The 24,947-nt window shown below is 63.6% G+C and carries 19 protein-coding genes; 8 read left to right on the forward strand and 11 right to left on the reverse strand.

Annotated features, from left to right (window positions below):
* Positions 1 to 20: 20 nt before the first annotated feature.
* The 4 genes from JQ558_RS22325 to JQ558_RS22340 all read right to left on the reverse strand — a co-directional run bounded on the left by JQ558_RS22325 (position 21) and on the right by JQ558_RS22340 (position 5,453).
* Positions 21 to 3,185: an efflux RND transporter permease subunit gene (locus JQ558_RS22325; RefSeq protein ID WP_212295101.1), complete on the reverse strand. Its 3,165-nt coding sequence runs from the start codon at positions 3,183 to 3,185 to the stop codon at positions 21 to 23.
* The gene (locus JQ558_RS22330) at positions 3,182 to 4,594 is read right to left on the reverse strand and encodes an efflux RND transporter periplasmic adaptor subunit (protein WP_212295103.1); all 1,413 of its coding nucleotides are present in this window, start codon (positions 4,592 to 4,594) and stop codon (positions 3,182 to 3,184) included. The genes JQ558_RS22325 and JQ558_RS22330 overlap by 4 nt, the downstream gene beginning before the upstream one ends.
* Entirely contained in the window at positions 4,591 to 4,998 is a 408-nt protein-coding gene (locus JQ558_RS22335) for a FixH family protein (protein ID WP_212210717.1), read from the reverse strand. The genes JQ558_RS22330 and JQ558_RS22335 overlap by 4 nt, the downstream gene beginning before the upstream one ends.
* 83 nt (positions 4,999 to 5,081) lie before the next feature.
* Complete coding sequence (locus JQ558_RS22340; RefSeq protein ID WP_212210719.1) at positions 5,082 to 5,453, reverse strand: hypothetical protein; 372 nt, start codon at positions 5,451 to 5,453, stop codon at positions 5,082 to 5,084.
* Between the two features lie 239 nt (positions 5,454 to 5,692).
* Here JQ558_RS22340 and htpX point away from each other — a divergent pair, with 239 nt between their 5' ends.
* The gene (gene htpX / locus JQ558_RS22345) at positions 5,693 to 6,631 is read left to right on the forward strand and encodes a zinc metalloprotease HtpX (protein ID WP_212210721.1); all 939 of its coding nucleotides are present in this window, start codon (positions 5,693 to 5,695) and stop codon (positions 6,629 to 6,631) included.
* A gap of 812 nt (positions 6,632 to 7,443) precedes the next feature.
* Here the strand turns inward: htpX and JQ558_RS22350 are convergent.
* Entirely contained in the window at positions 7,444 to 8,223 is a 780-nt protein-coding gene (locus tag JQ558_RS22350) for an SDR family NAD(P)-dependent oxidoreductase (RefSeq protein ID WP_212273643.1), read from the reverse strand.
* A 150-nt stretch (positions 8,224 to 8,373) separates the two neighbouring features.
* Here JQ558_RS22350 and JQ558_RS22355 point away from each other — a divergent pair, with 150 nt between their 5' ends.
* The 3 genes from JQ558_RS22355 to JQ558_RS22365 are packed head-to-tail and all read left to right on the forward strand — an operon-like array spanning position 8,374 to position 10,524.
* Positions 8,374 to 9,165 carry an enoyl-CoA hydratase/isomerase gene (locus JQ558_RS22355; protein ID WP_212000646.1) on the forward strand — a complete coding sequence of 264 codons (792 nt, stop codon included), beginning with the start codon at positions 8,374 to 8,376 and terminating at the stop codon, positions 9,163 to 9,165.
* Complete coding sequence (locus JQ558_RS22360; protein WP_212295105.1) at positions 9,162 to 10,148, forward strand: phosphotransferase family protein; 987 nt, start codon at positions 9,162 to 9,164, stop codon at positions 10,146 to 10,148. Before JQ558_RS22355 ends, JQ558_RS22360 begins: the two co-directional genes overlap by 4 nt.
* Position 10,149: 1 nt before the next feature.
* Positions 10,150 to 10,524, forward strand: coding sequence for a DUF6285 domain-containing protein (locus tag JQ558_RS22365; RefSeq protein ID WP_212273641.1), 375 nt, complete (start codon positions 10,150 to 10,152; stop codon positions 10,522 to 10,524).
* Positions 10,525 to 10,656: 132 nt separating this feature from the next.
* Here the strand turns inward: JQ558_RS22365 and JQ558_RS22370 are convergent, their stop codons facing one another.
* Complete coding sequence (locus JQ558_RS22370; RefSeq protein ID WP_212295107.1) at positions 10,657 to 11,436, reverse strand: enoyl-CoA hydratase-related protein; 780 nt, start codon at positions 11,434 to 11,436, stop codon at positions 10,657 to 10,659.
* A 205-nt stretch (positions 11,437 to 11,641) separates the two neighbouring features.
* Here JQ558_RS22370 and JQ558_RS22375 point away from each other — a divergent pair, with 205 nt between their 5' ends.
* A complete protein-coding gene (locus JQ558_RS22375) occupies positions 11,642 to 12,916 on the forward strand; it encodes an acyl-CoA dehydrogenase family protein (RefSeq protein ID WP_212273640.1) in 1,275 nt (424 codons plus the stop codon).
* A gap of 95 nt (positions 12,917 to 13,011) precedes the next feature.
* On the opposite strand, the gene JQ558_RS22380 is transcribed toward JQ558_RS22375, so the two are convergent.
* Positions 13,012 to 14,592, reverse strand: a complete 1,581-nt coding sequence (locus tag JQ558_RS22380; RefSeq protein WP_212295109.1) for a fatty acid--CoA ligase — start codon at positions 14,590 to 14,592, stop codon at positions 13,012 to 13,014.
* Positions 14,593 to 14,786: 194 nt separating this feature from the next.
* Positions 14,787 to 15,662, reverse strand: a complete 876-nt coding sequence (locus JQ558_RS22385; RefSeq protein ID WP_212205071.1) for an SDR family oxidoreductase — start codon at positions 15,660 to 15,662, stop codon at positions 14,787 to 14,789.
* 98 nt (positions 15,663 to 15,760) lie between these two features.
* Between JQ558_RS22385 and JQ558_RS22390 the strand changes: the two genes are divergently transcribed.
* The 3 genes from JQ558_RS22390 to ppc all read left to right on the forward strand — a co-directional run bounded on the left by JQ558_RS22390 (position 15,761) and on the right by ppc (position 21,266).
* Entirely contained in the window at positions 15,761 to 16,576 is an 816-nt protein-coding gene (locus JQ558_RS22390; RefSeq protein WP_212205073.1) for a crotonase/enoyl-CoA hydratase family protein, read from the forward strand.
* 143 nt (positions 16,577 to 16,719) lie between these two features.
* Complete coding sequence (locus tag JQ558_RS22395; RefSeq protein WP_212295110.1) at positions 16,720 to 18,264, forward strand: acyl-CoA synthetase; 1,545 nt, start codon at positions 16,720 to 16,722, stop codon at positions 18,262 to 18,264.
* 218 nt (positions 18,265 to 18,482) lie between these two features.
* Positions 18,483 to 21,266, forward strand: a complete 2,784-nt coding sequence (gene ppc, locus JQ558_RS22400) for a phosphoenolpyruvate carboxylase (protein ID WP_212295112.1) — start codon at positions 18,483 to 18,485, stop codon at positions 21,264 to 21,266.
* 102 nt (positions 21,267 to 21,368) lie between these two features.
* Here the strand turns inward: ppc and JQ558_RS22405 are convergent, their stop codons facing one another.
* From JQ558_RS22405 to JQ558_RS22415, 3 genes are all read right to left on the reverse strand, one after another.
* Positions 21,369 to 22,304, reverse strand: coding sequence for an SMP-30/gluconolactonase/LRE family protein (locus JQ558_RS22405; RefSeq protein ID WP_212205079.1), 936 nt, complete (start codon positions 22,302 to 22,304; stop codon positions 21,369 to 21,371).
* 409 nt (positions 22,305 to 22,713) lie between these two features.
* Positions 22,714 to 23,628 (reverse strand): SDR family oxidoreductase, encoded by a 915-nt coding sequence (locus JQ558_RS22410; RefSeq protein WP_212273638.1) that lies wholly within the window; start codon positions 23,626 to 23,628, stop codon positions 22,714 to 22,716.
* 176 nt (positions 23,629 to 23,804) lie between these two features.
* Positions 23,805 to 24,944 (reverse strand): thiolase C-terminal domain-containing protein, encoded by a 1,140-nt coding sequence (locus JQ558_RS22415; RefSeq protein ID WP_212295114.1) that lies wholly within the window; start codon positions 24,942 to 24,944, stop codon positions 23,805 to 23,807.
* Positions 24,945 to 24,947: the final 3 nt, after the last annotated feature.

The following is a 24,947-nucleotide window of genomic DNA, read 5'->3' on the forward strand; positions in this document are numbered from 1 at the left end:
TTCGCCCTGCGGGGCCAACATCATATTCCGGCCTCGCCCGGCTTGCCATTGAGATTCATCGCCGGGCTGCGGACCCGCTCCAGCCGCGCGCCTTTGACCAGCGCATAGATCGCGGGAATCACGATCAAGGTCAGTAGCGTCGATGAAATCATGCCGCCGATCATCGGCACCGCGATGCGCTGCATGATTTCGGAGCCCGTGCCGGTGCTCCACATGATTGGCAATAGCCCCGCCATGATGGCGACGACCGTCATCATTTTCGGCCGCACCCGCTCGACGGCGCCCTCCATGATCGCATCGTAAAAGTCCTGCTTCGTCAGGGCACGGCCCTCGGCCGCCCGGCGCGCCCTGATCTCGTCGAGCGCCTGGTTGAGATAGATCAGCATCACGACGCCGGTCTCGGCGGCGACGCCGGCAAGCGCGATGAAGCCGACGACGACGGCGACCGACAGGTTGAAGCCCAGCCACCACATCAGCCAGAGCCCGCCGACCAGTGCGAACGGCAGCGACAGCATCACGATCATGGTTTCGGTCAGCGAGCGGAAGTTGAGGTAGAGCAGCAGGAAGATGATCATCAGCGTCACCGGCACCACGATCTTCAGCCGCGCGGTGGCGCGTTCGAGGTATTCGTAACTCCCGCTCCACATCACGTAAGCGCCCGGCGGAAATTCGATACTGGCTTTCACCGCGGCCTGCGCGTCGGCGACGTAGCTGCCGATGTCGCGGTCGCGGATATCGACATAGATGTAGACCGCGAGCTGTCCGTTCTCGGTGCGGATCGAGGTCGGCCCGCGCGACGGTGCGACCTTGGCGACTTCGCCGAGCGGCACCGCGCCGCCGCCCGGCATCGGCACCAGCACGTCACGGATGATGGATTGCGTGTCGCCGCGCAGATCGCGGGGATAGCGCATGTTGACGCCGAAGCGCTGGCGCCCTTCGACGGTCGTGGTGACGGTCTGGCCGCCAAGCGCGGTCGCGATCACGTCGTTGACGTCCTGCACCATGATGCTGTAGCGCGCCAGTGCCGCACGGTCGGGGACGATGTCGAGGTAATAGCCGCCGATGCCGCGTTCGGCATAGGCCGATGACGTGCCGGGCACCGCCTTGAGCACCTGTTCGATCTGTTTTGCGAGCCGGTCGATCTCGTTGAGGTCGGTGCCGATCACCTTGACGCCAACAGGCGTCCGGATGCCGGTCGACAGCATGTCGATGCGCGCCTTGATCGGCTGGGTCCAGGCGTTGGAAACGCCGGGAAACTGCAGCGCCCGGTCCATCTCGGCGGTCAGGCTCTCCACGGTGACGCCGGCCCGCCATTCCGCCTTTGGTTTGAGATTGATCACGGTCTCGAACATTTCGGAGGGGGCGGGATCGGTCGCCGTCAGGGCGCGTCCGGCCTTGCCGTACACGGAAGCGACCTCCGGAAAACTTCGGATGATCCGGTCCTGGGTCTGCAGCAATTCACCGGCCTTGGTGACGGATATGCCGGGCAGTGTCGTCGGCATGTAGAGCAAAGTGCCTTCGTTGAGGTTAGGCATGAACTCGGTGCCGAGCTGCCGCGCCGGCCAGATCGTCACGGCGAGCACCGCCGACGCCAGAAGGATGACCAGCACCTTGGCGCGCATCACGGCCTTGATGACGGGACGGTAGACCCAGATCAGGAAGCGGTTGATCGGGTTCCTGTGCTCGGGAATGATCTTGCCGCGCACGAAGATCACCATCAGTGCCGGCACCAGCGTCACCGACAACAAGGCCGCCGCCGCCATCGCAAAGGTCTTGGTGAAGGCGAGCGGGCTGAACAGCCGGCCTTCCTGCGATTCCAGCGTAAATATCGGCATGAACGACACGGTGATGATCATCAGGCTGAAGAACAGCGCGGGTCCCACCTGTGACGCCGCCTCGATCAGCACATCGATGCGCGATCGCCCAGGCTCGGCGCGCTCCAGATGCTTGTGCGCGTTTTCGATCATCACGATGGCCGCATCGACCATGGCGCCGATCGCGATCGCGATGCCGCCGAGGCTCATGATGTTGGAGCCGAGGCCGAGCAGCTTCATGGCGCCGAACGCCATCAGCACGCCGACCGGCAGCATCAGGATCGCGACCAGGGCGCTGCGCACATGCAGCAGGAACACGATGCACACCAGCCCGACGATCACGCTCTCTTCGAACAGCGTGCGCTTGAGCGTATCGATCGCGGCGTTGATCAGGTCCGAGCGGTCGTAGACCGCGACGATCTCGACCGATTTCGGCAGGCCGCTGGCGATCTCGGCAATCCGCTTCTTGACGTTCTGGATCACGTCCAGCGCATTGACGCCGAAACGCTGCAGCACGATTCCGCTGGCGACTTCGCCTTCGCCGTTGAGTTCGGTGATGCCGCGCCGCTCGTCGGGCCCGAGTTCGACGCGGGCGACGTCTTTCAGCAGCACCGGCGTGCCGCCGCTGCTCTTGAGCACGATATTGCCGAGGTCGTTGATACCCTTGATGTAGCCTTTGCCGCGAATGACGTATTCGAACTCGGACAATTCGACGGTGCGGCCGCCGACATCGGCATTGCTGGCGCGGATGGCGTCGCGCATCTTGGGCATGGTGATGCCGAGGTCGCGCATGCGCTGCGGATCGAGCACCACGTTGTATTGTCGGACGAAGCCGCCGACGCTGGCGACCTCGGCGACGCCTTCGGCCTTGGCAAGTGCGAACTTCAGATTCCAGTCCTGGATCGCGCGGGTGTCGGAAAGGTTCAGCTCTTTCGACATCACGGCGTATTGGTAGACCCAGCCGACGCCGGTGGCGTCCGGTCCCATTGTCGGCGTCACGCCCGCGGGCAGGCGCGCCGAAGCGCTGTTGAGGAATTCGAGCACGCGCGAGCGCGCCCAGTAGATATCGGTGCCGTCCTCGAAGATCACATAGACGAACGACACGCCGAAGAACGAGAACCCGCGCACCACCTTTGAGCGCGGCACCGTCAGCATCGCCGTGGTCAAGGGGTAGGTGACCTGGTCCTCGATCACCTGCGGCGCCTGGCCGGGATACTCCGTATAGACGATCACCTGGGTGTCGGAGAGGTCGGGAATGGCATCCAGCGGCAGATGCGCCAGCGCATAGAGGCCGGCGGCGGTGGCGAAACCGGTGCCGAACAGCACCAGCAGCAGATTGCGCGCCGACCACGCGATCAGGCGGGCGATCATGGCTGCGCTCCGTCGGCAAAGCCCTTCAGGGCGGCCTTCAGATTGCTTTCCGCATCGATCAGGAAGTTCGCCGAAACCACCACCGGCTCGCCTTCGCTGACGCCGTCCCGTACCTCCACATAACCATCGCCGCGATGGCCGAGCTTGACTTCGCGCGGCTCGAAACGGCCTTCGCCCTTGTCAACGAACACTGCCTGACGCCGGCCGGTGTCCATCACGGCGCTCTCCGGGATTGTCAGCACCGGCGTGGAATTGCCGATGTCGATTTCGGCCTCGACATACATGTCGTGGATCAGCACCAGGTCGGGATTGGCTAGCTCGATTCGCAAGCGCCCGGTGCGCGTCTCCTTGTTGATCTGCGGATAGATGACGCTGATTGTCCCGGTGAAGGTGCGGCCGGGAAAGCCGCGCGCCTTGACGGTCGCCGATTGCCCCACCGTCAGCATCCCCATGTCGCGTTCGGCGACGTCGATGATGGCCCAGAGCAAAGCATGGTCGGCGATCCGGAATAGAACGTCGCCCGGCTGTGCGCGCGCGCCCTCGATGGCGTTGCGTTCGAGCACGATGCCGTCGCGCGGCGACGTCCACTCGATCCCGATCGGAACCGTCCGGCTTTTCTCCATCGCGACGATGGCCGCTTCGGGCACGTCGAGATTCATCAGCCGCTGCCGTGAACCCTTGCCATAGGCCGCGTCGCCACTGATGGCCTTCGAGTTGATAGTCGAAATGTATTCGGCCGCAGCCGACGATATCGCCGGACTGTAGACTTCCATCAAGGGCTGGCCCTTGGCGACGCGGCTCCCGGTGGTGACGTTGGCGATCTTCTGCAGGTAGCTTTCGGCCCGCATCGCGATCACCGAGACGCGGCGCTCGTCGAGCTGAATGGTGCCCGGCGCGTGGATCGTGCTGCGGATGGTGCGCGGCGCCGCCGGCTCGGACCTGACGCCGGTGCGCTGGATTTTTCCCGGCGACAGTTTTACCGAACCGTCATCGCTGTCCTCGCCCTCATAGACGGCGATGTAATCCATCCCCATCGGATCCTTCTTGGGGGTAGGGGAGGTGTCCGGCAGTCCCATTGGGTTGCGGTAGTATTTGATCTTGCGATCAGCGCCGCCGGCGGACGCCGCCGGCGTTGTCTTCTCGGGAGCCTCCTCATCGAAGCTGACGTCGGCTCCGGCCGGAACGGGGCGATAGTCGCGGCCGTCGGGCGTCTTTTTCGGCGTCAGCGAATACGACGGTCTGCCGTCCGGGTCCTGAAAATAGATCGACGCGCGGCTCTCGTCGGCCGCAGCGCGCGTGATCATGGCGATGGCGCGCGCGGGCAGTCCCTGCGCGCCGGCGAGGACGAGCCCGGCACCCGCCGCCGCGATCAACACGGCGGTGGCGCTTGCGATGACGGCGCGGTTCATTTCTGCGCCGTGATGACAAGCTTGTTGTCGACGGTACCGGTCTCGCCCTGGACCTTCGCGCCGAGCGAAAGCTGCCAGCGGCCGGCCATGCCGAATGTCGCCTTGAACTTATAGGTACCTGGCTCGGCACCCGGCACCGGCGTGAGCTTAGTCGCCATTTCCTGCATGCCGTCCGGAGCCATGTCCAGGCGGGTGGCAAAGATGACGGCATCCGGTACCGGCTTTCCGGTTTTCGTGTTCATCAGCCGAACCGTGATGGTCTTGTCGGGTCCGGCCTGGACGGTCTGATCGACGAGTTCGAACTTGTAGTCCTTGATGTCCGCGAGCGCGGCCGTGCTTGCGCCGCCGATGGCGGCAGCGATCAGCGCGGCCCGCAAGGCGCGCGCGTGGGTGAACGTCTTCATTTTCTATATCCTCGATTGTCCTGGATCTGCCGCGTGAGCGGCATGGATCACGGGCGCATCAAAGCGCCGCACGACGTCAGGCGTTAAGCCGAATGGACCAGGAGTCGGGGAGGTCTTGGCGGGGGATGTTGGCCGAGGCTATCCGCTTCGGGATCGCTGCCCGGCGCCAGCAGCCGGACCGTGACGGGCCGGATTTCAATCATTCCGGCCGGCGACGGCACCTGAAAATTCGTGACCATGCAGAGCGCCATCAGGGGGCACTGGTCGCAATCCATGGGCACGGATTTGTCCGGGCAGCATGGCATGTCGGCGGCCATTTCAGACATCTCCGCCGCCACCGGCGCAGCCATGGCCATACCGCCGCCCGCATTCGCAGGCCGGGAAAGCGGCGCAAACACGAGCCCTGCGATCACGAAGATCGCCAGCAGCCGGGAAAGGTGGAACGATATTTTCACCCGTGCATTTTCTCACGTTCCGGCCACCAAGGGAACCTCGGCTGGATCACTAATTCGCCAGAATACCCGCTGGATGGCTCAAGCCATTAACCAATCGATTCCGTCCGCTATCCGCCAGATTACATCCGGGTAATCCGCGGCGCCTCGACGCACCATGGCTTCTTGAAGGGAGGCCAGTAGGCTCCATACATCCTGTCATGTCTGCCACGGCATGCCGCCGCGGCGGCAGGGAGACAACAATGAGCTATTTCAAGACTGCCATTCTCCTGGCCGGTCTTACCGGCCTCTTCATGGGCGTCGGCTATCTGATCGGCGGCGCCGGCGGCGCCATGATCGCGCTTGTGATCGCCGCCGCGACCAATCTTTTCGCCTACTGGAATTCGGACCGCATGGTGCTGTCGATGTACGGCGCCCATGAGGTCGACCGGCAAACCGCGCCCGACCTCTACAACCTCGTGGCCGAGCTTGCCGGGCGCGCCGGCCTGCCGATGCCGCGCGTCTTCGTGATGGACGAGGCGCAGCCCAATGCGTTCGCCACCGGCCGGAATCCGCAGAACGCGGCGGTTGCCGTGACCACCGGCCTGATGCAGTCGCTCAGCCGCGAGGAACTGGCCGGCGTGATCGCGCACGAGCTCGCGCACATCAAGAACCACGACACGTTGCTGATGACGATCACCGCGACCATTGCCGGCGCCATCTCGATGGTGGCGCAGTTCGGCGCGTTCTTCGGCGGCAACCGCGACAACAACCACGGCCCCGGCATCATCGGCTCGATCGCGATGATGATCCTGGCGCCGCTCGGCGCCATGCTGGTGCAGATGGCGATCAGCCGGACCCGCGAATACGCCGCCGACGATCTCGGCGCGCGCATCGTGGGTCAGCCGATGTGGCTCGCTTCCGCGCTGTCCAAGATTGCCGGCGCGGCGCACCAGGTGCCGAACATGGAGGCCGAGCGCAATCCGGCAACCGCGCACATGTTCATCATCAACCCGCTGTCGGGACACGGCGTCGACAATTTGTTCACGACGCACCCCTCGACCGAGAACCGCATCGCCGCCCTGCAGCAGCTCGCGGCGGAATTGGGCGCGGGCGGCACGGCTTCCGCTGGTGCCGGTCGCAGCACGCCCCGCCGCGGCCCGTGGGGCCGCCCCTCGGCCTCGCGCGGCCCGTGGGGGTGAGCGCGCAACGTCTCTCACCTCGTCATTCCCCGATGCGCAATTGCGCATCTGAGGACGCGCCACTTGGCGCGGGCCCGGAATCCATTTGTCCGCATGGACTGTCGCCCGATGGATTCCGGGCTCGATGCTGCGCATCGCCCTCAGATGCGCAATTGCGGATCGGGCGTGACGGTGGATGGGCTGCTGCGACAAATTAACCCGACGGGCAAATTTCCGCTTCCCTCGTCGGGCAAATCAGCGGTTTGAATCGTCGCGTCCCGCCCGACAAGAGGGGCGTGCGCACGTCACGAACGCGCGGCGGGATGCGGTGGACGCTGGTTCACGTCTGACGACGGCGTGGATTTAGCGTACGGCAAAACCGTGTGGTCCTGGTGCCCGTTGCAGGCGTCAAGTTGTCGGCTAAGCGTGAGCTGAAACGATAGCGACGGAGTCAACCCAGAACTCGTCTCCGGGGAGAGCACGGCATAAGCCGTAAAGCCATTGCGCAGGGAAGGCCGGGTGTTCTCCGCTGCCCTGTATGCTCGTGTGCAGCCTACTTAGTGCTAACCGCACACGGGACCGCGGGTGCAGCGCGCACCCGGTCTTCCCTGCGCCCTCTGTTTGAAGAGGGCAAGGAATTTCGGGCAAAGCTCGGGCGCTATGCGTCGCGAGAATAATTTTCGTCGTCCCGGCCTTGGGCCGGGACCCATACGCCGCGGCCCATCAATTGGAGCGCTGGCGTTGGAGACCTTCTGCAAACAACATCCGCCGCGGAGTATGGGTCTCGGCGTTCGCCGGGACGACGAGTGTAGAGAGCTTCGCCACGTCCACCCTCAAAACGCCGTATACCCGCCATCGATCACAAAGCAATCCGCCGTATGATACGACGAGGCCTGGCTCATGATGTACACCGCGATGCCGCCGAAATCCGCGGGCTCGCCGAAGCGGCGCACTGGAATGCGCGGCATCACGTTGGCGACGAATTTGTCGTTCGCCATGATGCCCGCCGTCATGTCGCTCTTGATCCAGCCGGGCAGGATCGCATTCGCCGTCACGCCGTGACGGGCGAGTTCGACGGCGAGCGCGCGGCACAGCGCGTTCAGCGCGGCCTTGGTGCCGGCGTAGTGCTCGTTGCGCGCGGTGCCGAACAGCGACGCCAGGCTCGAGGTCGCCACCAGCCGGCCGAACTTGTCGCCGGCTTCCGCGCGCTCGGTCATGTGGCGGGCGGCGGCCTGGAACACGTGGAAGACGCCGTCGAGATTGGTCGCGAACATTTTTCGCCACTCTTCCTCCGTACGGTCGATGAAGGCGCGCCGTCCGCCGCCGCCGATGCCGGCATTGGCAAAGCAACCGTCGACGCGGCCGAGTGTATCCAGCGTGGCCTTCATCGCGGCCTTGACGGAGGCGGGATCGCTGACGTCGCAGATCCTTGTATCGACCTTGCCGGGACCCTTGGCGAGGCTTGCTGCCGCGCTCGCATTCTTGTCGGCGTTGCGGCCCCAGATCGAAACGGTGCAGCCCGCGGCGTTCAACGCCTGCGCGATGCCGAGGCCGATGCCGCCATTACCGCCGGTGATGACGGCAACGCGGCCGGAGAGATCGAAAATGCTCATGAATGTTTCCTCAAGTCGTGCGCCCGGTGGCGGGCAGATGTTCGCGTTCAACCATGGACAAGCCGATCAGGAAAATCAAATATGGGCCCAAGCAACACATCCGCCCATCGCGCAGCCTGATAGCGCGTAAACACAACTCATGAGGAAACAATGCAGTTCAAGCACGTCACGCTCGATTTCGATGGCCCGGTCGCCGTTCTCAGGCTTGATCATCAGGAGGTCATGAACGCGGTCTCCATGGACATGCTGGGCGGGCTTGCCGATGCGCTCGACGAGATCGAGGACAAGAAGGAGCAAGTGCGCTGCGTCGTGCTGACCGGTGCCGGCCGTGCCTTCTGCACTGGCGCCAATTTGCAGGGCCGCAACAATCAGAAGCCCGGCAAGAGCAACGCCGGCGCCTCGCTGGAAACTGGCTTCCATCCCTTCCTGCGGCGCATTCGCAAGCTTCATTGCCCGCTCGTGACCGCCGTCAACGGCCCGGCCGCCGGCGCCGGCATGAGCTTTGCGCTGATGGGCGACATGATCCTGTGCGCGCGCTCGTCCTATTTCCTGCAGGCGTTCCGCCGCATCGGCCTGGTGCCGGATTGCGGATCGACCTGGCTATTGCCGCGCATGATCGGCAAGGCGCGCTCGGTCGAGTTGTCGCTGATGGGCGAGCGGTTGCCGGCGGAAAAGGCGCTGGAATGGGGTCTCGTCAACCGCGTCCATGACGATGCGGTCCTGATGGAAGAGGCGATGAAGCTGGCGCATGATCTCGCCAATGGCCCAACGATCGCGCTGTCACTGATCCGCAAGCTTTATTGGGACAGCCCGGAAAACTCCTTCGAGGAACAGCTCAACCTCGAGTTCGAGTCGCAGCGTATCGCGGGCTCGGCGGAGGATTTCAAGGAAGGCGTCACCGCGTTCCTTGAAAAGCGTCCAGCCAAGTTCAAGGGCAAATGATCGAGGCCGAACTCGGACGCTGCGTCGCCGCCTGGTATCCGGGCGCGACCGGCGTCACTGGCGCGGCAAAGCTTTCCGGCGGCGCCAGCCAGGAGACCTGGACGTTCGACATCGTGCATCCCAGCGGCAATGTCGGCGCGATCCTGCGCCGCGCGCCGCCGGGCTATGGCGCGTCACCCGGCCGCGCCGCCGGGCTCGATGCCGAGGCGACGCTGATGCAGCTGGCGCACGATGCCGGCCTGCCGTCGCCGCGCGTGATGCATGTCCTGAAGCCCGAGGACGAACTCGGCACCGGCTTCATCATGCAACGCATCGAGGGCGAAACCATCGCGCGAAAAATTCTGCGCGACGAACAATTCGCACCGGCGCGCCCGATGCTGGCGCGCCAGCTCGGCGGGGTGGTCGCGGGCATCCACGGCTTGCCGGCGGCAAAACTGCCAAAGCTGCGCGAGATGACGGCGACAAAGGAGATCGCCGATCTCGATCGCGAGTATCGCAGTTTTGGCCGGCCGCGTCCGGTGTTCGAGCTGGCGCTGCGCTGGCTGCGCGAACGCGATCCCGGTCCTTCCAAGGAAGTAACGCTGGTGCACGGCGATTTCCGCCACGGCAACCTCATCATCGGGCCCGACGGCGTCCGCGCCGTGCTGGATTGGGAACTGGCGCATTTCGGCGATCCAATGGAGGATCTCGGCTGGATCTGCGTCAATTCCTGGCGCTTTGGTGAGATCGACAAGCCGGTCGGGGGCTTTGGTTCGCGCGAAGATCTGTTCGCCGGCTATGAGGCGGCCGGGCGCAAGGCCGATCCCGACCGCGTGATGTTCTGGGAAGTGATGGGCACGCTGCGCTGGGGCATCATGTGCTGCGGCATGATGCAGCGGTTTCGCCAGGGCCCCAATCATTCGATGGAGCGCGCGATGATCGGGCGGCGTTCGTCGGAGACCGAAATCGATTTGCTGAGACTGCTGGCCCCGAGGGGGAAATAAGATGCAGGACGAACCGACACCCACCGAACTGATCAAGGCGGTCGCGGATTTTCTGCGCAACGAGATCACGCCCGCCATCAAGGGCCACAACGCTTTCAAGCTCCGCGTCGCCATCAACGGCCTCGATCTGGTGACGCGGCAATTGGCGCTGGAAGGTGATGGCGACAGCGCAGAAGCCGCGCGGCTCAAGCAACTGCTCGGCATCGACGGTGCACTGCTCGACCTCAACCGCGCGCTGTCGGATAAAATTGCAAACGGCGAGGTCGATCTGCAAACGCCGGGGCTGGCCGATCATCTCTGGCAAACCACGATGGACAAGCTCGCCGTCGATCAGCCGAACTACGCGTCGTACAAGCGGGAGTTGGGGTCGAAGTGAGAACGTTCGTTCCCCCGGACGCGGCGCAGCGCGAAGCGGTGCGCTGCAGAGCCGGGGTCCATCTGCGGCACTGTGGGCCCCGGCTCTGCGGAGCAGCGCAAGAGCGCTGCACCGCGTCCGGGACACGAGAGCTTATTTCCCCTGCCATTTCGGCGCGCGCTTCTCCGAAAACGCCTTCGGTCCCTCGATGTAATCCTGGGAAGCCGCCATCGCCTTCACCGCCGGATATTCGCGCTGCTCGGCGATCGCCTGTTCCAGCGAGACCGCCATGCCCTTCTGGATCGCCTGCTTGGAGGCGCGGATCGACATCGGCGAATTCTTGGCAATGGTCTCGGCCCAGCGCTCGGCCGCGGCCAGCGCTTCGCCGGCGGGGACGACTTCGTTGACGAAGCCGAGTTCGAGACCTTCTTTCGCCGAGACGTGGCGCGCGGTCAGGATCATGCCCATGGCGCGCTTCATGCCGATCTGGCGCGGCAGCCGGTGCACGCCGCCGGCGAGCGCGGCGAGGCCGACGCGCGGTTCGGGCAGCGCGAAGGTCGCGTTCTCGGAAGCGATGATGAGGTCGCAGGCCAGCGCGATCTCGAACCCGCCGCCCATCGCGACGCCGTTGACGGCGGCGATGATCGGCTTGTCGCAGTCGAACCGCGAGGTGAGGCCGGCAAAGCCGCCCTTGTCCCAGCCGCGCTTGCCGCCGGCCGCCTGCCATTTCAGATCGTTGCCGGCACAAAAGGCCTTGTCGCCGGCGCCGGTGACGATCGCCACCCACTGGCCGGGATCGGCGGAGAAATCGTCGAACACCTTGTTGAGTTCAAAATGCGCATCGATATGCAGCGCATTGTACACTTCGGGGCGGTTCAACGTGATGATGGTGATCGGACCCTTGCGAGTCACTTTCGAGAATTTCAGATCCATGTTCGCTCCCGCTGTTTTTCTGTGACGAGGAATAATAGCGCGGTGCCAGCCGCCGGAACCCATTCAATTACGCAAGCGAGCCGCGCGTCACAAGCGATATTCCGTTGCTTGACTTGGCCAGGGTATTCCAACCTTAATCGAACATGCGCCGCCTGGTCCGGCTAGCCACTAAACACAATAAACGACATTTTCGGGAGAGACCGCCGTGGATTTTGCATTGCCCGCCGACCTCGTCGCTTACCTCGACGAACTCGACAAGTTCATCGCGCGCGAGATCAAGCCGCTGGAAGAGGCCGACGACAACATCCGCTTCTTCGACCATCGCCGCGAATGGGCGCGCACCGATTTCGACAAGGGCGGATTGCCGCGGCATGAATGGGAAGCGCTGCTGCGGAAGGCGAAAAACCTCGCCGACGCCGCTGGACATCTGCGCTTTGCTATCCCGAAACGCTACGGCGGCAAGGACGGTTCCAACCTCTGGATGGCCGTGATCCGCGAGCACTTTGCATCCCAGGGATTGGGCTTGCACAACGATCTGCAGAACGAGCATTCGATCGTCGGCAATCTGCCGATCGTGACCATGCTCGACCGCTACGGCACCGACGAACAGAAGGCGATGATCGACGGTTCGATCACCGGAAAGTACCGCATCACCTTTGGCCTCACGGAACCCGAGCACGGCTCCGACGCCACGCATATGGAAACAAGGGCGGTGCCGGCGACCCGTGACAACGTCAAGGGTTGGATCGTCAACGGCCAGAAGATGTGGACCACGGGCATGCATGTGGCGACGCATTGTGCGCTGTTCGCCCGCACCTCAGGCGATGACGGCGACGCGCGCGGCATCACCTGCCTCCTGGTGCCGGCCAAAGCTGAAGGCGTAAAGGTCGAGGAGTATATGTGGACCTTCAACATGCCGACCGATCACCCCCGTGTCAGCTTTACCGACGTGTTCGTGCCTGACGATGCGCTGTTCGGCGAGGTCGGCCGCGGCCTGTCGCTGGCGCAATGCTTCGTGCACGAGAACCGGATCCGGCAGGCGGCGAGTTCGCTCGGCGCCGCGGTCTACTGCATCAACGAAAGCGTTAAATACGCGCGCGAGCGAAAGCCGTTCGGCAAGGCGCTGGCCGAGAACCAGGCGATCCAGTGGCCGCTGGTGGAACTGGCCACGCAAGCCGAGATGCTGAGGCTGTTGATCCGCAAGACCGCGTGGGAGATGGACAAGCTGACCCAGGCCGAGGTCGAGCACACGCTTTCCGACCGGGTCTCGATGTGCAATTTCTGGGCAAATCGCCTCTGCTGCGAAGCCGCCGACCGCGCCATGCAGGTCCATGGCGGCATGGGCTACTCGCGCCACAAACCGTTCGAACACATCTACCGCCACCACCGGCGCTACCGCATCACCGAAGGCAGCGAGGAAATCCAGAAGCGCAAGGTCGCAGGATTCCTGTTTGGGTATATGGGGGCGGGGAAGCATTGAGGGCTTCCGTCATTGCGAGGAGCGTTAGCGACGAAGCAATCCATCCATCCGTTATGCCGCGATATGGATTGCTTCGCTGCGCTCGCAATGACGGATCAATTCACCTGCCGGTCCTTCCCCGTCCAATACGGGTCGCGCAAATTCCGCCGCAAAATCTTGCCCGACGGATTGCGCGGCAGCGCTTCGAGAAAATCCACCGACTTCGGTGTCTTGAAGCCGGCGATGCGTTCGCGGGTGAAGTTGATGATGTCGGCGGAAGTAGCTTGCTTGCCGGGCTTCATCACCACGATCGCCTTGACCGCTTCGCCCCATTTGTCGTCGGGGATGCCGATGACAGCAGCTTCGGCGACGTCAGGGTGATCGCAGATCGCGCTCTCGACTTCGGCGGGATAGATGTTCTCGCCGCCGGAGATGATCATGTCCTTGATGCGGTCGTGGATGTAGAGATAGCCATCCTTATCCATATAGCCGGCATCGCCGGTGCGCAGCCAGCCGTCGCGGTCGAGCGTCCTGGCGGTGGCTTCCGGCAGGTTCCAATAGCCGACCATGTTGGAGCCGGAACGCGTGGCGATCTCGCCGACTTCACCGACCGGCAGCCGCGTGCCGTCGGCGTCGAGGATAGCAAGCTCGATGCCGGGCAGCGCCTTGCCGGCCGAGCGCATGCGGTCGAGGCCTTCGATGTGGTCCTCCGGCGGCAGCGCCACGATAGTGCCTGTCGTTTCGGTCATGCCGTACATCTGCACGAAGCCGCATTTGAAGACCTCGATGCATTCCTTCAGCAGCGCCGCCGGTATCGGCGAGGCGCCGTAGAGCATGTATTTAAGCCGCGAGAAATCGACCTGCCGCGCGCGCGGCTGCCGCACCACGAACTGCATCGCGGCCGGCACCATGAACAATTTGGTGATGCCGGACTGTTCGAAGAAATCCAGCACCTTGGTGGGATCGAACTCGCGCGCGATCACGCCCTTGGCGCCATGATAGAGCCCCATCACGCCCCAGCCGGAGCCGCCGATGTGAAAGATCGGCATTGCCACCAGCGAGACGTCGTCGGTCGACCATTTGTTCCAGTCGGGCTTCTCGGCCTCGCTGCCGGTCTGCACCAGGTTGAGGAAATTGGCATGCGACAGCATCGCGCCCTTCGGCTTGCCTGTCGTGCCCGACGTATAGAGCTGGATCGCGACGTCCTTGGGGCTGATCGGCACCTTGGGGTCATCGCCGCTCTGCGCATCGCGCCACGCCGTAAAATCCGGCCATTCCGGCGCGCCGCCTTCGGTGGTGATGATGGTGCGAAGGTCAGGCAGCTGCGGCTTGATATTGCGGGCTTGCGTGATGAACTCCGGTCCGACGAACAGCACCGGCGCCCGGCAATCCGCGACGATGAACGCGACCTCGGGCCCGGCGAGCCGCCAGTTCACCGGCGCCATCACCACATTGGCCTTCATCGCGCCCATCAACAGTTCGAAATAGATGTCGCTGTTCTTGCCGAGATAAGCGATGCGCTCGCCCGGCTTGACGCCGAGCGCTACAAGCGCATTCGCAACGCGGTTGGTCTTGATGTCGAATTCGGCGAAGCTGGTCTGACGTCCCTCGAATTCATAGACCAGCGCATTGCCGCGGCTCCTGGCGCGCTCGCGCACCATATCGGCAAGATTTGCCGGCGCTTGTGTGGCGGACATGTTTCTCCCGTCGTGTCTTGTTTTAGTTGCAAGGAGTGTGACGGTATCGCGCGCGAAAAACAAGCAGCGTCGTCCCGGCGAAGGCCGGGACCCATACGCCGCGGCCCATCGGTGAAGAGATGCGGTTAGTCGCCTTCTTAACAATTGGCGACGGTGGCTATGGGTCCCGGCCTTCGCCGGGACGACGTAGAGTTTTACCCGCCCCGCGCCGCGCGGTCTTTTTCGTTCTGCGCCTTGATCGAATCCCGCGCGCGCTCCCAGTCGGCATCGGACCACTCGCGCAGCTCGTAGAAGTTTCCGCCGGTTGCCAGCGCCTGTGCGCCGTCCATCGCAATGGTCTCACCGTTGATCCAGTCGCAGCCGCCCGAGATCAGGAACACGGCAAGGTTCTGCAACTCTTCCATCTTGCCGACGCGTCCCATCGGATTCCGTGCGATGGTGCGTGCACCGGGTTCATCGCCCGGGTTGAGACGCTTGCTCATGCCTTCGGTCGGAATTTCACCGGGTGCGATGGTGTTAAGACGGATACCATAGCGTCCCCATTCCATCGCCAGCGACATGGTCATGGCATGGATCGCCGATTTGCTCATCGCCGACGGCACCACATAGGGCGAACCGTTGCGGACCCAGGTCACGGTGATCGACACCACATTGCCGCGCTGCTTCTCGGCAATCCAGCGGCGGCCGATAGCGTGGGTGACATAGAATGTGCCGTGCATCACGATATTGGCAATCGCGTCGAAGCCGCGTGGCGTCAGGTCCTGGGTGCGCGAGACGAAATTGCCGGCGGCGTTGTTGATGAGATCGGTGAGCGGACCGCCGGTCCAGATCTGTTCGATCATCTCGTCGACCGCCAGCGCGTTGCGGATATCGACGCCGTGGCTGACCACACGTCCGCCGTGCAGGTCCATCAATTCGGTCGCGGTCTCGTCGCACACGCTCTTGCGACGGCCGCAGATATGGACCTCGGCGCCAAGCTCAAGGAATCGCGCTGCCATGGATTTGCCGAGGCCGGTACCGCCCCCGGTCACGAGAATGCGTCGCCCGGTGAGAAGCTGATCGTTGAACATCGTTTCCACCTGAAAGGAATTGCTGTTAATTGGTCGATTGACTAAATCCGGACAACGCCGTTCTGTAAAGCGATAACAACGAATGGAGGAGAATTCTCATGGAGCAGCGCGTTTCGATATCGATTTCGGACGGCATTGCCGACGTCCGGCTGGTGCGGGCCGACAAAATGAACGCGCTCGATGCCGCGATGTTCGAGGCGATTGTCGCTGCAACTGAACGACTTGCGCATGAGAAAGGGGTCCGGGCGGTAGTATTGTCCGGCGAAGGACGGTCGTTCTGCGCCGGCCTCGATATGGGCCGCTTCGCCGCGATGAAGGAGCAGGGCGGTAACGGGATCGCCGGCGGCGAGAAGCGCGACCTTTCGGCGCGCACCCATGGCCTCGCCAATTTTCCACAGCAGGCGGTGTGGGGCTGGCGGCAACTTCCGGTGCCGGTGATTGCGGCAATTCAGGGCGTCGCCTTCGGCGGCGGGTTCCAGCTCGCACTCGGCGCCGACATGCGCTTCCTCACCCCTGATGCGCGGATGTCGATCATGGAAATCAAATGGGGCCTGGTGCCTGATATGGCGGGCACGCCGATCCTCGCCAGCCTGGTACGCGACGATATCCTGCGCGATCTCACCTACACCGGGCGCATCTTCTCGGCGCAGGAAGCGATGAGCTATGGCCTTGCAACGCGGATCTGCGACGACCCCCGCGCCGCGGCCTTCGAAGTTGCGCGTGAGATCGCCGGCAAGAGCCCCGACGCGATCCGCGCCGCTAAGCGCATGCTCAACAATCTGTCCGTCGATCCCGGCCCGGCATTGCTCGCCGAATCCGTCGAGCAGATGAAGCTGATGGGTGGGCCCAACCAGCAGGAAGCCGTGCGCGCCAATCTGGAGAAACGGGCGCCGAAGTTTGCGGATGCGGGATAATTTTGCTGTCATTCCGGGATGGTGCGCTAGCACCAGACCCGGAATCTCGAGATTCTCCGATGTGCAATTGCACATCGGAGTTCGTGCTGCGCACGCCCCGGAATGACAGTTTCCTTAAACCCGGCGAGAGATCGGAAAAGACAATGACAACATCATCCCCCTTCCTCGGCATCATCAGCGGCCAGCGCCGGCGCGAGCATGCCGAGGTCGCCGAGCGCACTGATCGCATCGCCAGCGGATTGCACAAGCTCGGCGTCAAGCCGGGCGACAGCGTATGCATGCTGATGCGCAATGACATCGCCTTCATCGAGGCCGCTTATGCCGCGATGCGGCTCGGCGCTTACGGCGTTCCCGTGAACTGGCACTTCAAGCCGGAGGAAATCAACTACGTGCTGAAGGATTCCGGCACTTCGGTGCTGATCGCGCATGCCGACATGCTGCATCAATTGCGCGATGCGATTCCATCAGGCGTCACCGCGCTCAGCGTGCCGACGCCGCCGGAGATTTTGGCGAACTACAAGATCAACCCTGATCACCTCTCGACGCCTGATTTCGCGATCGACTTCGAATCCTGGCTCCAGCAACAATCGCGCTATGACGGGCCGGTGGTACCGCAGCCGCAGAACATGATCTACACTTCGGGCACGACGGGCCACCCGAAGGGCGTGCGCCGCTTTGCGCCGACGCCCGCGCAGTCTGCCAACGCCGAAGCCATGCGGGCGATGATTTACGGCCTCAAGCCGGGCGCGCGCACGATCCTGCCGGGACCACTGTATCACTCCGCGCCGAACTCGTTCGGCCTGCGCGCCGGGCGGCTTGGTGGCGCGCTGATATTGATGCCGCGCTTTGAGCCCGAGGAATTTTTGCGGCTGATCGAAACGGAGCGGGTCGACACGATATTCATGGTGCCGACCATGTTCATCCGCCTGATGAAGCTGCCGGAGGCCGTGCGCAGGAAATATGACATGTCCTCGCTGCGACACATCATCCACGCCGCCGCGCCCTGTCCGGCCGACGTCAAGCGCGCGATGATCGAATGGTGGGGGCCGGTGATCTACGAATTCTACGGCTCGACCGAGTCAGGCGCCGTCACCTTTGCCAATTCGGAGGACGCGCTGAAGAAGCCCGGCACCGTCGGCAAGATATCGCCGGGCGCTGAACTGCGCTTCATCGGCGATGACGGGCGCGTGCTGCCGCCGGGCGAGATCGGCGAAATCTATTCGCGGATTTCAGGCAATCCGGATTTCACCTATCACAACAAGCCGGAGAAGCGTTCCGAGATCGACCGCGAGGGATTCATTACCTCGGGCGATGTCGGGTATATCGATCAGGACGGCTATGTCTTCATCTGCGACCGCAAGCGCGACATGGTGATTTCGGGCGGGGTCAACATCTACCCCGCCGAGATCGAAGCCGCGCTGCACGCCGTGCCCGGCGTCCATGACTGCGCGGTGTTCGGCATTCCCGACGAGGAGTTTGGCGAAGCGTTGATGGCTGTCGTGGAGCCGCAGCCGGGCGTGACGCTCGACGTCGCCGCGGTCCGCGCCGAGCTCAAGAAGTCACTGGCTGACTACAAGGTGCCCAAGCACGTCGAAATCCAGACCAAGCTGCCGCGCGAGGATTCCGGCAAGATCTTCAAACGCCGCCTGCGCGATCCCTATTGGGAGCGGGCGGGGAGGAAGATTTAGCCCAGCCCCTCATGGTGAGGAGCGCCAACGGCGCGTCTCGAACCATGCAGGCCCCCGATGCGGCCATCCTTCGAGACGCGGCGAAGACACCGCTCCTCAGGATGAGGTTGGTGGGTGAAAGTCGTTGGGCTTGCACCGCCTCCATCTTTATCTTGCACTGCGGCAAAAAACTTGCACACTCCAGAACTTGCCGGGCAAGCCCTCTGGAGTAGCAAGCCATGTCACCCCAGACCGTGCCTTCCGATCCCGAAGTCCGTGCCAATCGCGTCGAAGACGCGGAGGACGCCCGGTTGCGGACCGATATCAGGCTGCTCGGGCGCATTCTCGGCGATACCGTGCGTGACCAGGAGGGCGCCGACGTCTTCGACCTGGTCGAGCGCATCCGGCAGACCTCGATCCGGTTCCACCGCGACGACGACAAGCCGGCGCGGCGCGAGCTCGAGCAGATCCTCGACAGCATGTCGATCAGCCAGACGGTGCGGATCGTGCGCGCCTTCAGCTATTTTTCGCATCTGGCCAACATTGCCGAGGACCAGAACAACATCCGCCAGATGCGGGCGCGGACCGAGCCCGGCGGGGCGCCGCGCGCCAACATGCTGGCCCAGACCCTGGCGCACGCGCGCACGGTCGGAATCAGCGCCGCCGATCTGCGCAAGTTTTTCGCAAGCGCCCAGGTCAGTCCGGTCCTCACGGCCCATCCCACCGAAGTCCGCCGCAAGAGCACGATCGATCGCGAAATGGAAATCGCCGCGCTGCTCGACCGCAAGGAGCGGGTGCAACTGACGCCGGATGAGATCGAGGCGAGCGACGAGCAATTGCGCCGCGCGGTACTGACGTTGTGGAAGACCAACCTGTTGCGCCGGACCAAGCTCACGGTGCTCGACGAGGTCGCCAATGGCCTGTCGTTCTACGACTACACGTTCCTGCATGAGGTGCCGCGGCTGCATTGCGCGCTGGAGGACCGGCTGAACGAGGGCGACAGCTCAAGGGGCGAACTGGCTTCGTTTCTCAAGATCGGAAGCTGGATCGGCGGCGATCGCGACGGCAATCCGTTCGTGACCGCCGACGTGGTGCGCGGGACGCTGAAATTGCAGTCCAGCCGGGTGCTGCGGTTTTATCTGGAGGAATTGCATCTGCTCGGCGCCGAACTGTCGATGGCGGCGCATCTGGCCGATGTTTCCAAGGATTTGCGTGTCCTTGCGGAGCGTTCGCCGGATAAGTCGCCGCACCGAAGCGGCGAGCCCTATCGTCTTGCGGTATCCGGCATCTACGCGCGCCTCACCGCGACCGCGACAAGGCTGGACGTGGAGACCAGACGTCCGGCGGTCGGCGAGGCCGCGCCCTATGCCGATGTCGCGGAATTCAAGGCCGATCTCGATATCCTCTATCGCTCGCTGATCTCGAACAATTCCGGCGTGATTGCGCGCGGTCGGCTGCGCCTGTTGCGCCGGGCCGTGGATTGCTTCGGTTTCCACCTGGCGAGCCTCGACATCAGGCAAAATTCGGCCGTGCACGAACGTACCGTTGCAGAGCTGATCGACGCGGCGATGCCCGGCATGTCCTATCTGGCATTGACTGAGGAGGCGCGGATCGCCTTGCTCGTCAAGGAGCTTGGCAATGCGCGTCCGCTGACGTCGGCTTTTGTGAAGTACAGCGAGGAAACGATCGGCGAACTCGCGCTGTTCCATGCGGCCGCCGAGGCGCATGCCCGCTATGGTTCCGCCGCTATCCCCCAGTGCATCATCTCCATGTGCAAGGGGGTGTCCGACATGCTGGAGGTCGCGCTGCTTCTGAAGGAAGCCGGCCTCGTTCGCCCCTCGGGCCGTTGCGCGATCAACATCGTGCCGCTGTTCGAGACCATCGAGGATCTTCAGGGCTCCAGCGGCGTCATGGACCGCATATTGTCGCTGCACGATTACCGCAAACTGGTCGACAGTCGCGGAGCGATTCAGGAAGTGATGCTCGGCTATTCCGACAGCAACAAGGACGGCGGCTTCGTCACCTCGGGCTGGGAACTCTACAAGGCTGAAATCGGCCTGATCGAGGTGTTCGAACGCCACCACGTCCGGCTGCGGCTGTTCCACGGCCGCGGCGGATCGGTCGGCCGCGGTGGCGGGCCGAGCTATGACGCGATCATCGCGCAGCCCGGCGGCGCGGTGAACGGCCAGATCCGCATCACCGAGCAGGGCGAGATCATCTCCAGCAAATATTCCAACGCCGAGGTCGGCCGCAATAATCTGGAAATTCTGACGGCGGCGACGCTGGAGGCGAGCCTGCTGCAGCCGAAGCACAGCGCGCCGCGCGCCGAATATCTGAAGGCGATGGAGGAATTGTCCGCGCTGGCCTTCAGGGCCTATCGCGGGCTGGTCTATGAGACCGAGGGCTTCGCCGACTACTTCTGGGGCTCCACCGTCATCAACGAGATTGCCACGCTCAACATTGGCAGCCGTCCGGCCTCACGCAAGAAAACCCGCGAGATCGAGGATTTGCGCGCCATCCCCTGGGTGTTCAGCTGGGCGCAATGTCGCCTGATGCTGCCGGGCTGGTACGGCTTTGCCAGCGCGGTCGAGACCTGGATCGCAGAGCATCCCGAGCAGGGCATGCCCTTCCTGCAGGAGCTCTATCGCGAATGGCCGTTCTTTCGGATGTTGCTGTCGAATATGGACATGGTGCTGGCCAAGAGCTCGATCGCGATCGCCTCCCGCTACGCCGAACTGGTGCCCGACGTGGCGCTGCGCGAGAAGATTTTCAGCCGCATCCGCGAAGAATGGCATAGCTGCATCGATCTGCTGCTGAAGATCATGCAACAGGACCGTTTGCTGCAGAGTAACCCGCTGCTCGAACGCTCGATCCGCAACCGCTTTCCCTATCTCGACCCACTGAACCACGTGCAGGTGGAATTGCTGAAGGAGCACCGCGCGCAAAACCCCGACGAGCAGGTACTTCGCGGCATTCAGATCACCATCAACGGGATTTCGGCGGGGTTGAGGAATAGCGGGTAGGGAGTTCGATCACCGTCGTTCCGGGGCGCGCGCAAGCGCGAACCCGGAACCTCGAGATTCCGGGTTCGACGCTTCGCGTCGCCCCGGAATGACTGCGGTGATTTACGGCTTCATGGCGCCTTGCGCACTGGTGTAGACGGCGTAGAGCGATGACGAGCCGCAGATGTAGAGCCGGTTACGCTGCATGCCGCCGAAGCACAAGTTTGCAACCGTCTCCGGGATGTGGATCTTGCCGAGCAGATCGCCGTCAGGCATGTAGCAGCGCACGCCGTCCTCGTTCGGATCGCCCCAACCCACGGAGCACCAAAGACGCCCGGCGGTGTCACAGCGCAGCCCGTCGGTAATGCTGGGCTTGGGCATGTCCGCAAACACCTTGCTGTTCGAGAGTTTTCCGCCCGCGAGATCCACATCGAACACGCGGATATGCGACGGGTTGTCCGGCCCGTCGGTGAAGCCGGTATCGCAGATATAGAGCTTCTTCTCGTCGGGCGAGAAGCAAAGGCCGTTCGGCTGCACGAAATCGTCGACGACCATCTTGATGTCGCCGGATTTCGGATCGACCCGGTAGACGTTCTTCTTGTCCTGCTCGGCATCGGCCTTGATGCCCTCATAGAAGCCGCCGATGCCGTAGGCCGGATCGCAGAACCAGATCGAACCATCGGCCGCGACGACCGCGTCGTTCGGCGAGTTCAGCTTCTTGCCATTGTACTTGTCGGCGATGATGGTGATCGAGCCGTCGAGTTCGGTCCGGGTGACCCGCCGGCCGCTATGTTCGCAGGTGATCAGGCGTCCTTCCCGATCGATGGTGTTGCCGTTCGAATTCATCGATGGTTGGCGGTAGACGCTGACGTGACCGTCATCCTCCGAGAAGCGCATGATGCGGTTGTTGGGAATGTCGGAGAACAGCACGTAGCGGCCGGCCGGGAAGTAAACCGGCCCCTCGGCCCAGCGGAAGCCGGTTGCGACGCGCTCGACGGCCATGGTGCCGGCAAAGGCCGGGAAACCGGTAGGCCCGAACGAGACCCCCTTCTTTTTCATCGACTCAAGGCGGGCATCCGGATAGCGGGCCCCGGGTAGCGGACCCAGGGGCAGCGGGCCGGTTGACGGGGTTGGGACGCCCGTTTGGCCTAAGGGGGCTACGCTTGCCGCGGAGGCCGCTGTCATGGTTACGGCCGTGGTGGCCAGCACGGTTGCACCGCGCAAGAGCGCGCGGCGATCCAGTCCGTTCGTCCTGGCGTCAGGGGAGTGAGGTACGTGGGGTAGCGGAGTTGTCATTTTTTCCTCCCAGTTTTTCGTTGGAAGGAAATCATGTTCCCGCAATTGGGCATAAAGCAGGCGAATTTCGCTCGGACAACCTGGGGATGAAGCGGAAGTAGCGTCCTTATGCCGGAGCCGGGCCAGCTTTGGAGGGTGGGCAAAGCGTCTTTGCCCACCCTCTTGTCGCGGCTCAGATCGGATCCCAGGTGAAAACGTCCGCGGAACGGTCGAGCTTGGAGAACGATCCCTTCAGCGCCGGCATGCCGTGCTCGGCGATGGTCTGCGGCGTCCAGCCTTCGCTGCGGTGAACCGAGCGCACCGGACGATGCTGGCCGAACAGGAAGATCTCGTTCATGCGCACGCCAAAAATCTGCCCGGTCACGTCCTTGGCATCGTCCGAGAGGAGATGCGCGCAGACCGGCGCGATCTTCTCCGGGCCCATTTGCTTGATCTTCTCGACGCGCGCCTTCTCGGCATCGGTCTCGGTCGGGATGGTGCCGATCATGCGGGTCCAGGCGAACGGCGAGACGCAGTTCGAGCGGACGTTGAAGCGGCCCATGTCGAGCGCAATCGACTTCGACAGGCCGACGATGCCGAGCTTGGCGGCGGCGTAATTGGCCTGGCCGAAATTGCCGATCAGCCCAGAGGTCGAGGTGAAGTGCACGAAGGAGCCGCTCTCCTGTTCGCGGAACAGCCGTGCCGCGGCGTGGCTGACATAGAACGAGCCCATCAGGTGCACCTTGATGACGGATTCAAAGGCTTCGACGCTCATTTTATGGAAGATCATGTCGCGCAGGATGCCGGCATTGTTGACGACACCGTCAAGCCGGCCGAAATGATCGGTCGCCGTCTTCACGATCTTGCTCGCGGGGATCGCGTCCGCCACCGACTCGAAATTGGCGACCGCGGTGCCGCCGCGCTTCTTGATCTCTTCCACCACTTCCTCTGCGGGAGCTGCGCTGTTGCCCGCGCCGTCGGCGGCAACGCCGGGATCGTTGACTACGACCTTTGCACCCTCGGCGGCGCAGAGCAGGGCGATCTCCCTGCCGATGCCGCGCCCCGCGCCGGTAACGATGATGACTTTGTCCTGCAGTGATTTGGTCATGGTGGTTCTCCGATGCTGTTTGTTCTTACCTCGCCCCGCTTGCGGGGAGAGGTCGGATTGCGAAGCAATCCGGGTGAGGGGGACTCTCCGCGAGTCCGACTTTGCCGAGGGAGCCCCTCACCCCGACCCTCTCCCCGCAAGGGCGGGGCGAGGGAGCAGGGAAGGTCGGCTCATCGTCACTTCTCGTTCGTAAAGATGATCGTGCCTGACGCCGCGAACATGCCGCCGACGCCGTGGCACACCGATATCCTGGCGTCCTTGACCTGGGCCGGCGCGATGCCGCGCATTTGCCGGACGCTCTCCTGCAGCGCGTACATGCCGTACATGCCCGAATGCATGTAGCTCAGGCCCCCGCCATTGGTGTTGAGCGGCAGCTTGCCGCCGGGGCGCGTATTGCCCTCGGCGATGAACTTGCCGGTTTCTTCGTGCGGCATGAAGCCGAGATCGCCGAGACCGAACAGCGGCAGATGCGCAAAGGCGTCGTAGATCATCAGATGATCGACGTCCTTGTGGGCGATGCCGGCCTCCTTGAAGGCGAGCGGTCCCGCGGTCGTGAAGGCGCGCGAGGAGTTGAAAGTCTCCATCTGGCTGACCATCGGCGTTTCCACGCTCTCGCCGGTGCCGAGGATATAGACCGGCTTGTTCGGGAAATCCTTGGCGCGGTCGGCTGACGTGAGGATTAGCGCGCCGCCGCCGTCGGTGACGAGGCAGCACTGCAGGATGCGGAACGGATAGGCGATCATCTTCGAGTTCAGCACGTCCTCGACGGTGATCGGCGCCTTCATGGTGGCGCGGGGATTCTTCGCGGCCCATTCGCGCTGCACCACCGCGACCATGGCGATCTGCTCATGGGTAATGCCGTAAGTCTTCATGTAGCGCAGCACGGGTATCGGAAACATGCTGGGCGGGCCGAACACGCCGAACGGCTGTTCGAACTGGCCGTTGAGGCTGTCCGGCGGCGTCGAGCGCGGCAGCTTTCCGACCATCGACTTGCCGCTCTCGGCGTGCGTGATCAGCACGGTCTTGCAGAGGCCTGCCTCGATCGCGGCCGCGGCGTGGCGGACATGCAGCATGAACGAACAGCCGCCGACGGAGGTGCCGTCGACCCAGGTCGGCTTGATACCGAGATAGTGGGCGATCTGCTGCGGAGTTTCCACCGCCGTGGCGATACCGTCGATGTCGGACAGCTTTAGCCCGGCATCGGCGATGGCGTTGAGCGCCGCATCCGCGTGCAGCTGGATCTGCGACATGTTGGGGATGACGCCGAGTTCGGTGGTCTCGGCAGCGCCGACGACGGCGACCTGGTTTCTGCGCATGAT

The organism is Bradyrhizobium sp. AUGA SZCCT0160 (assembly GCF_018130105.1).
Classification (GTDB): Bacteria; Pseudomonadota; Alphaproteobacteria; order Rhizobiales; family Xanthobacteraceae; genus Bradyrhizobium.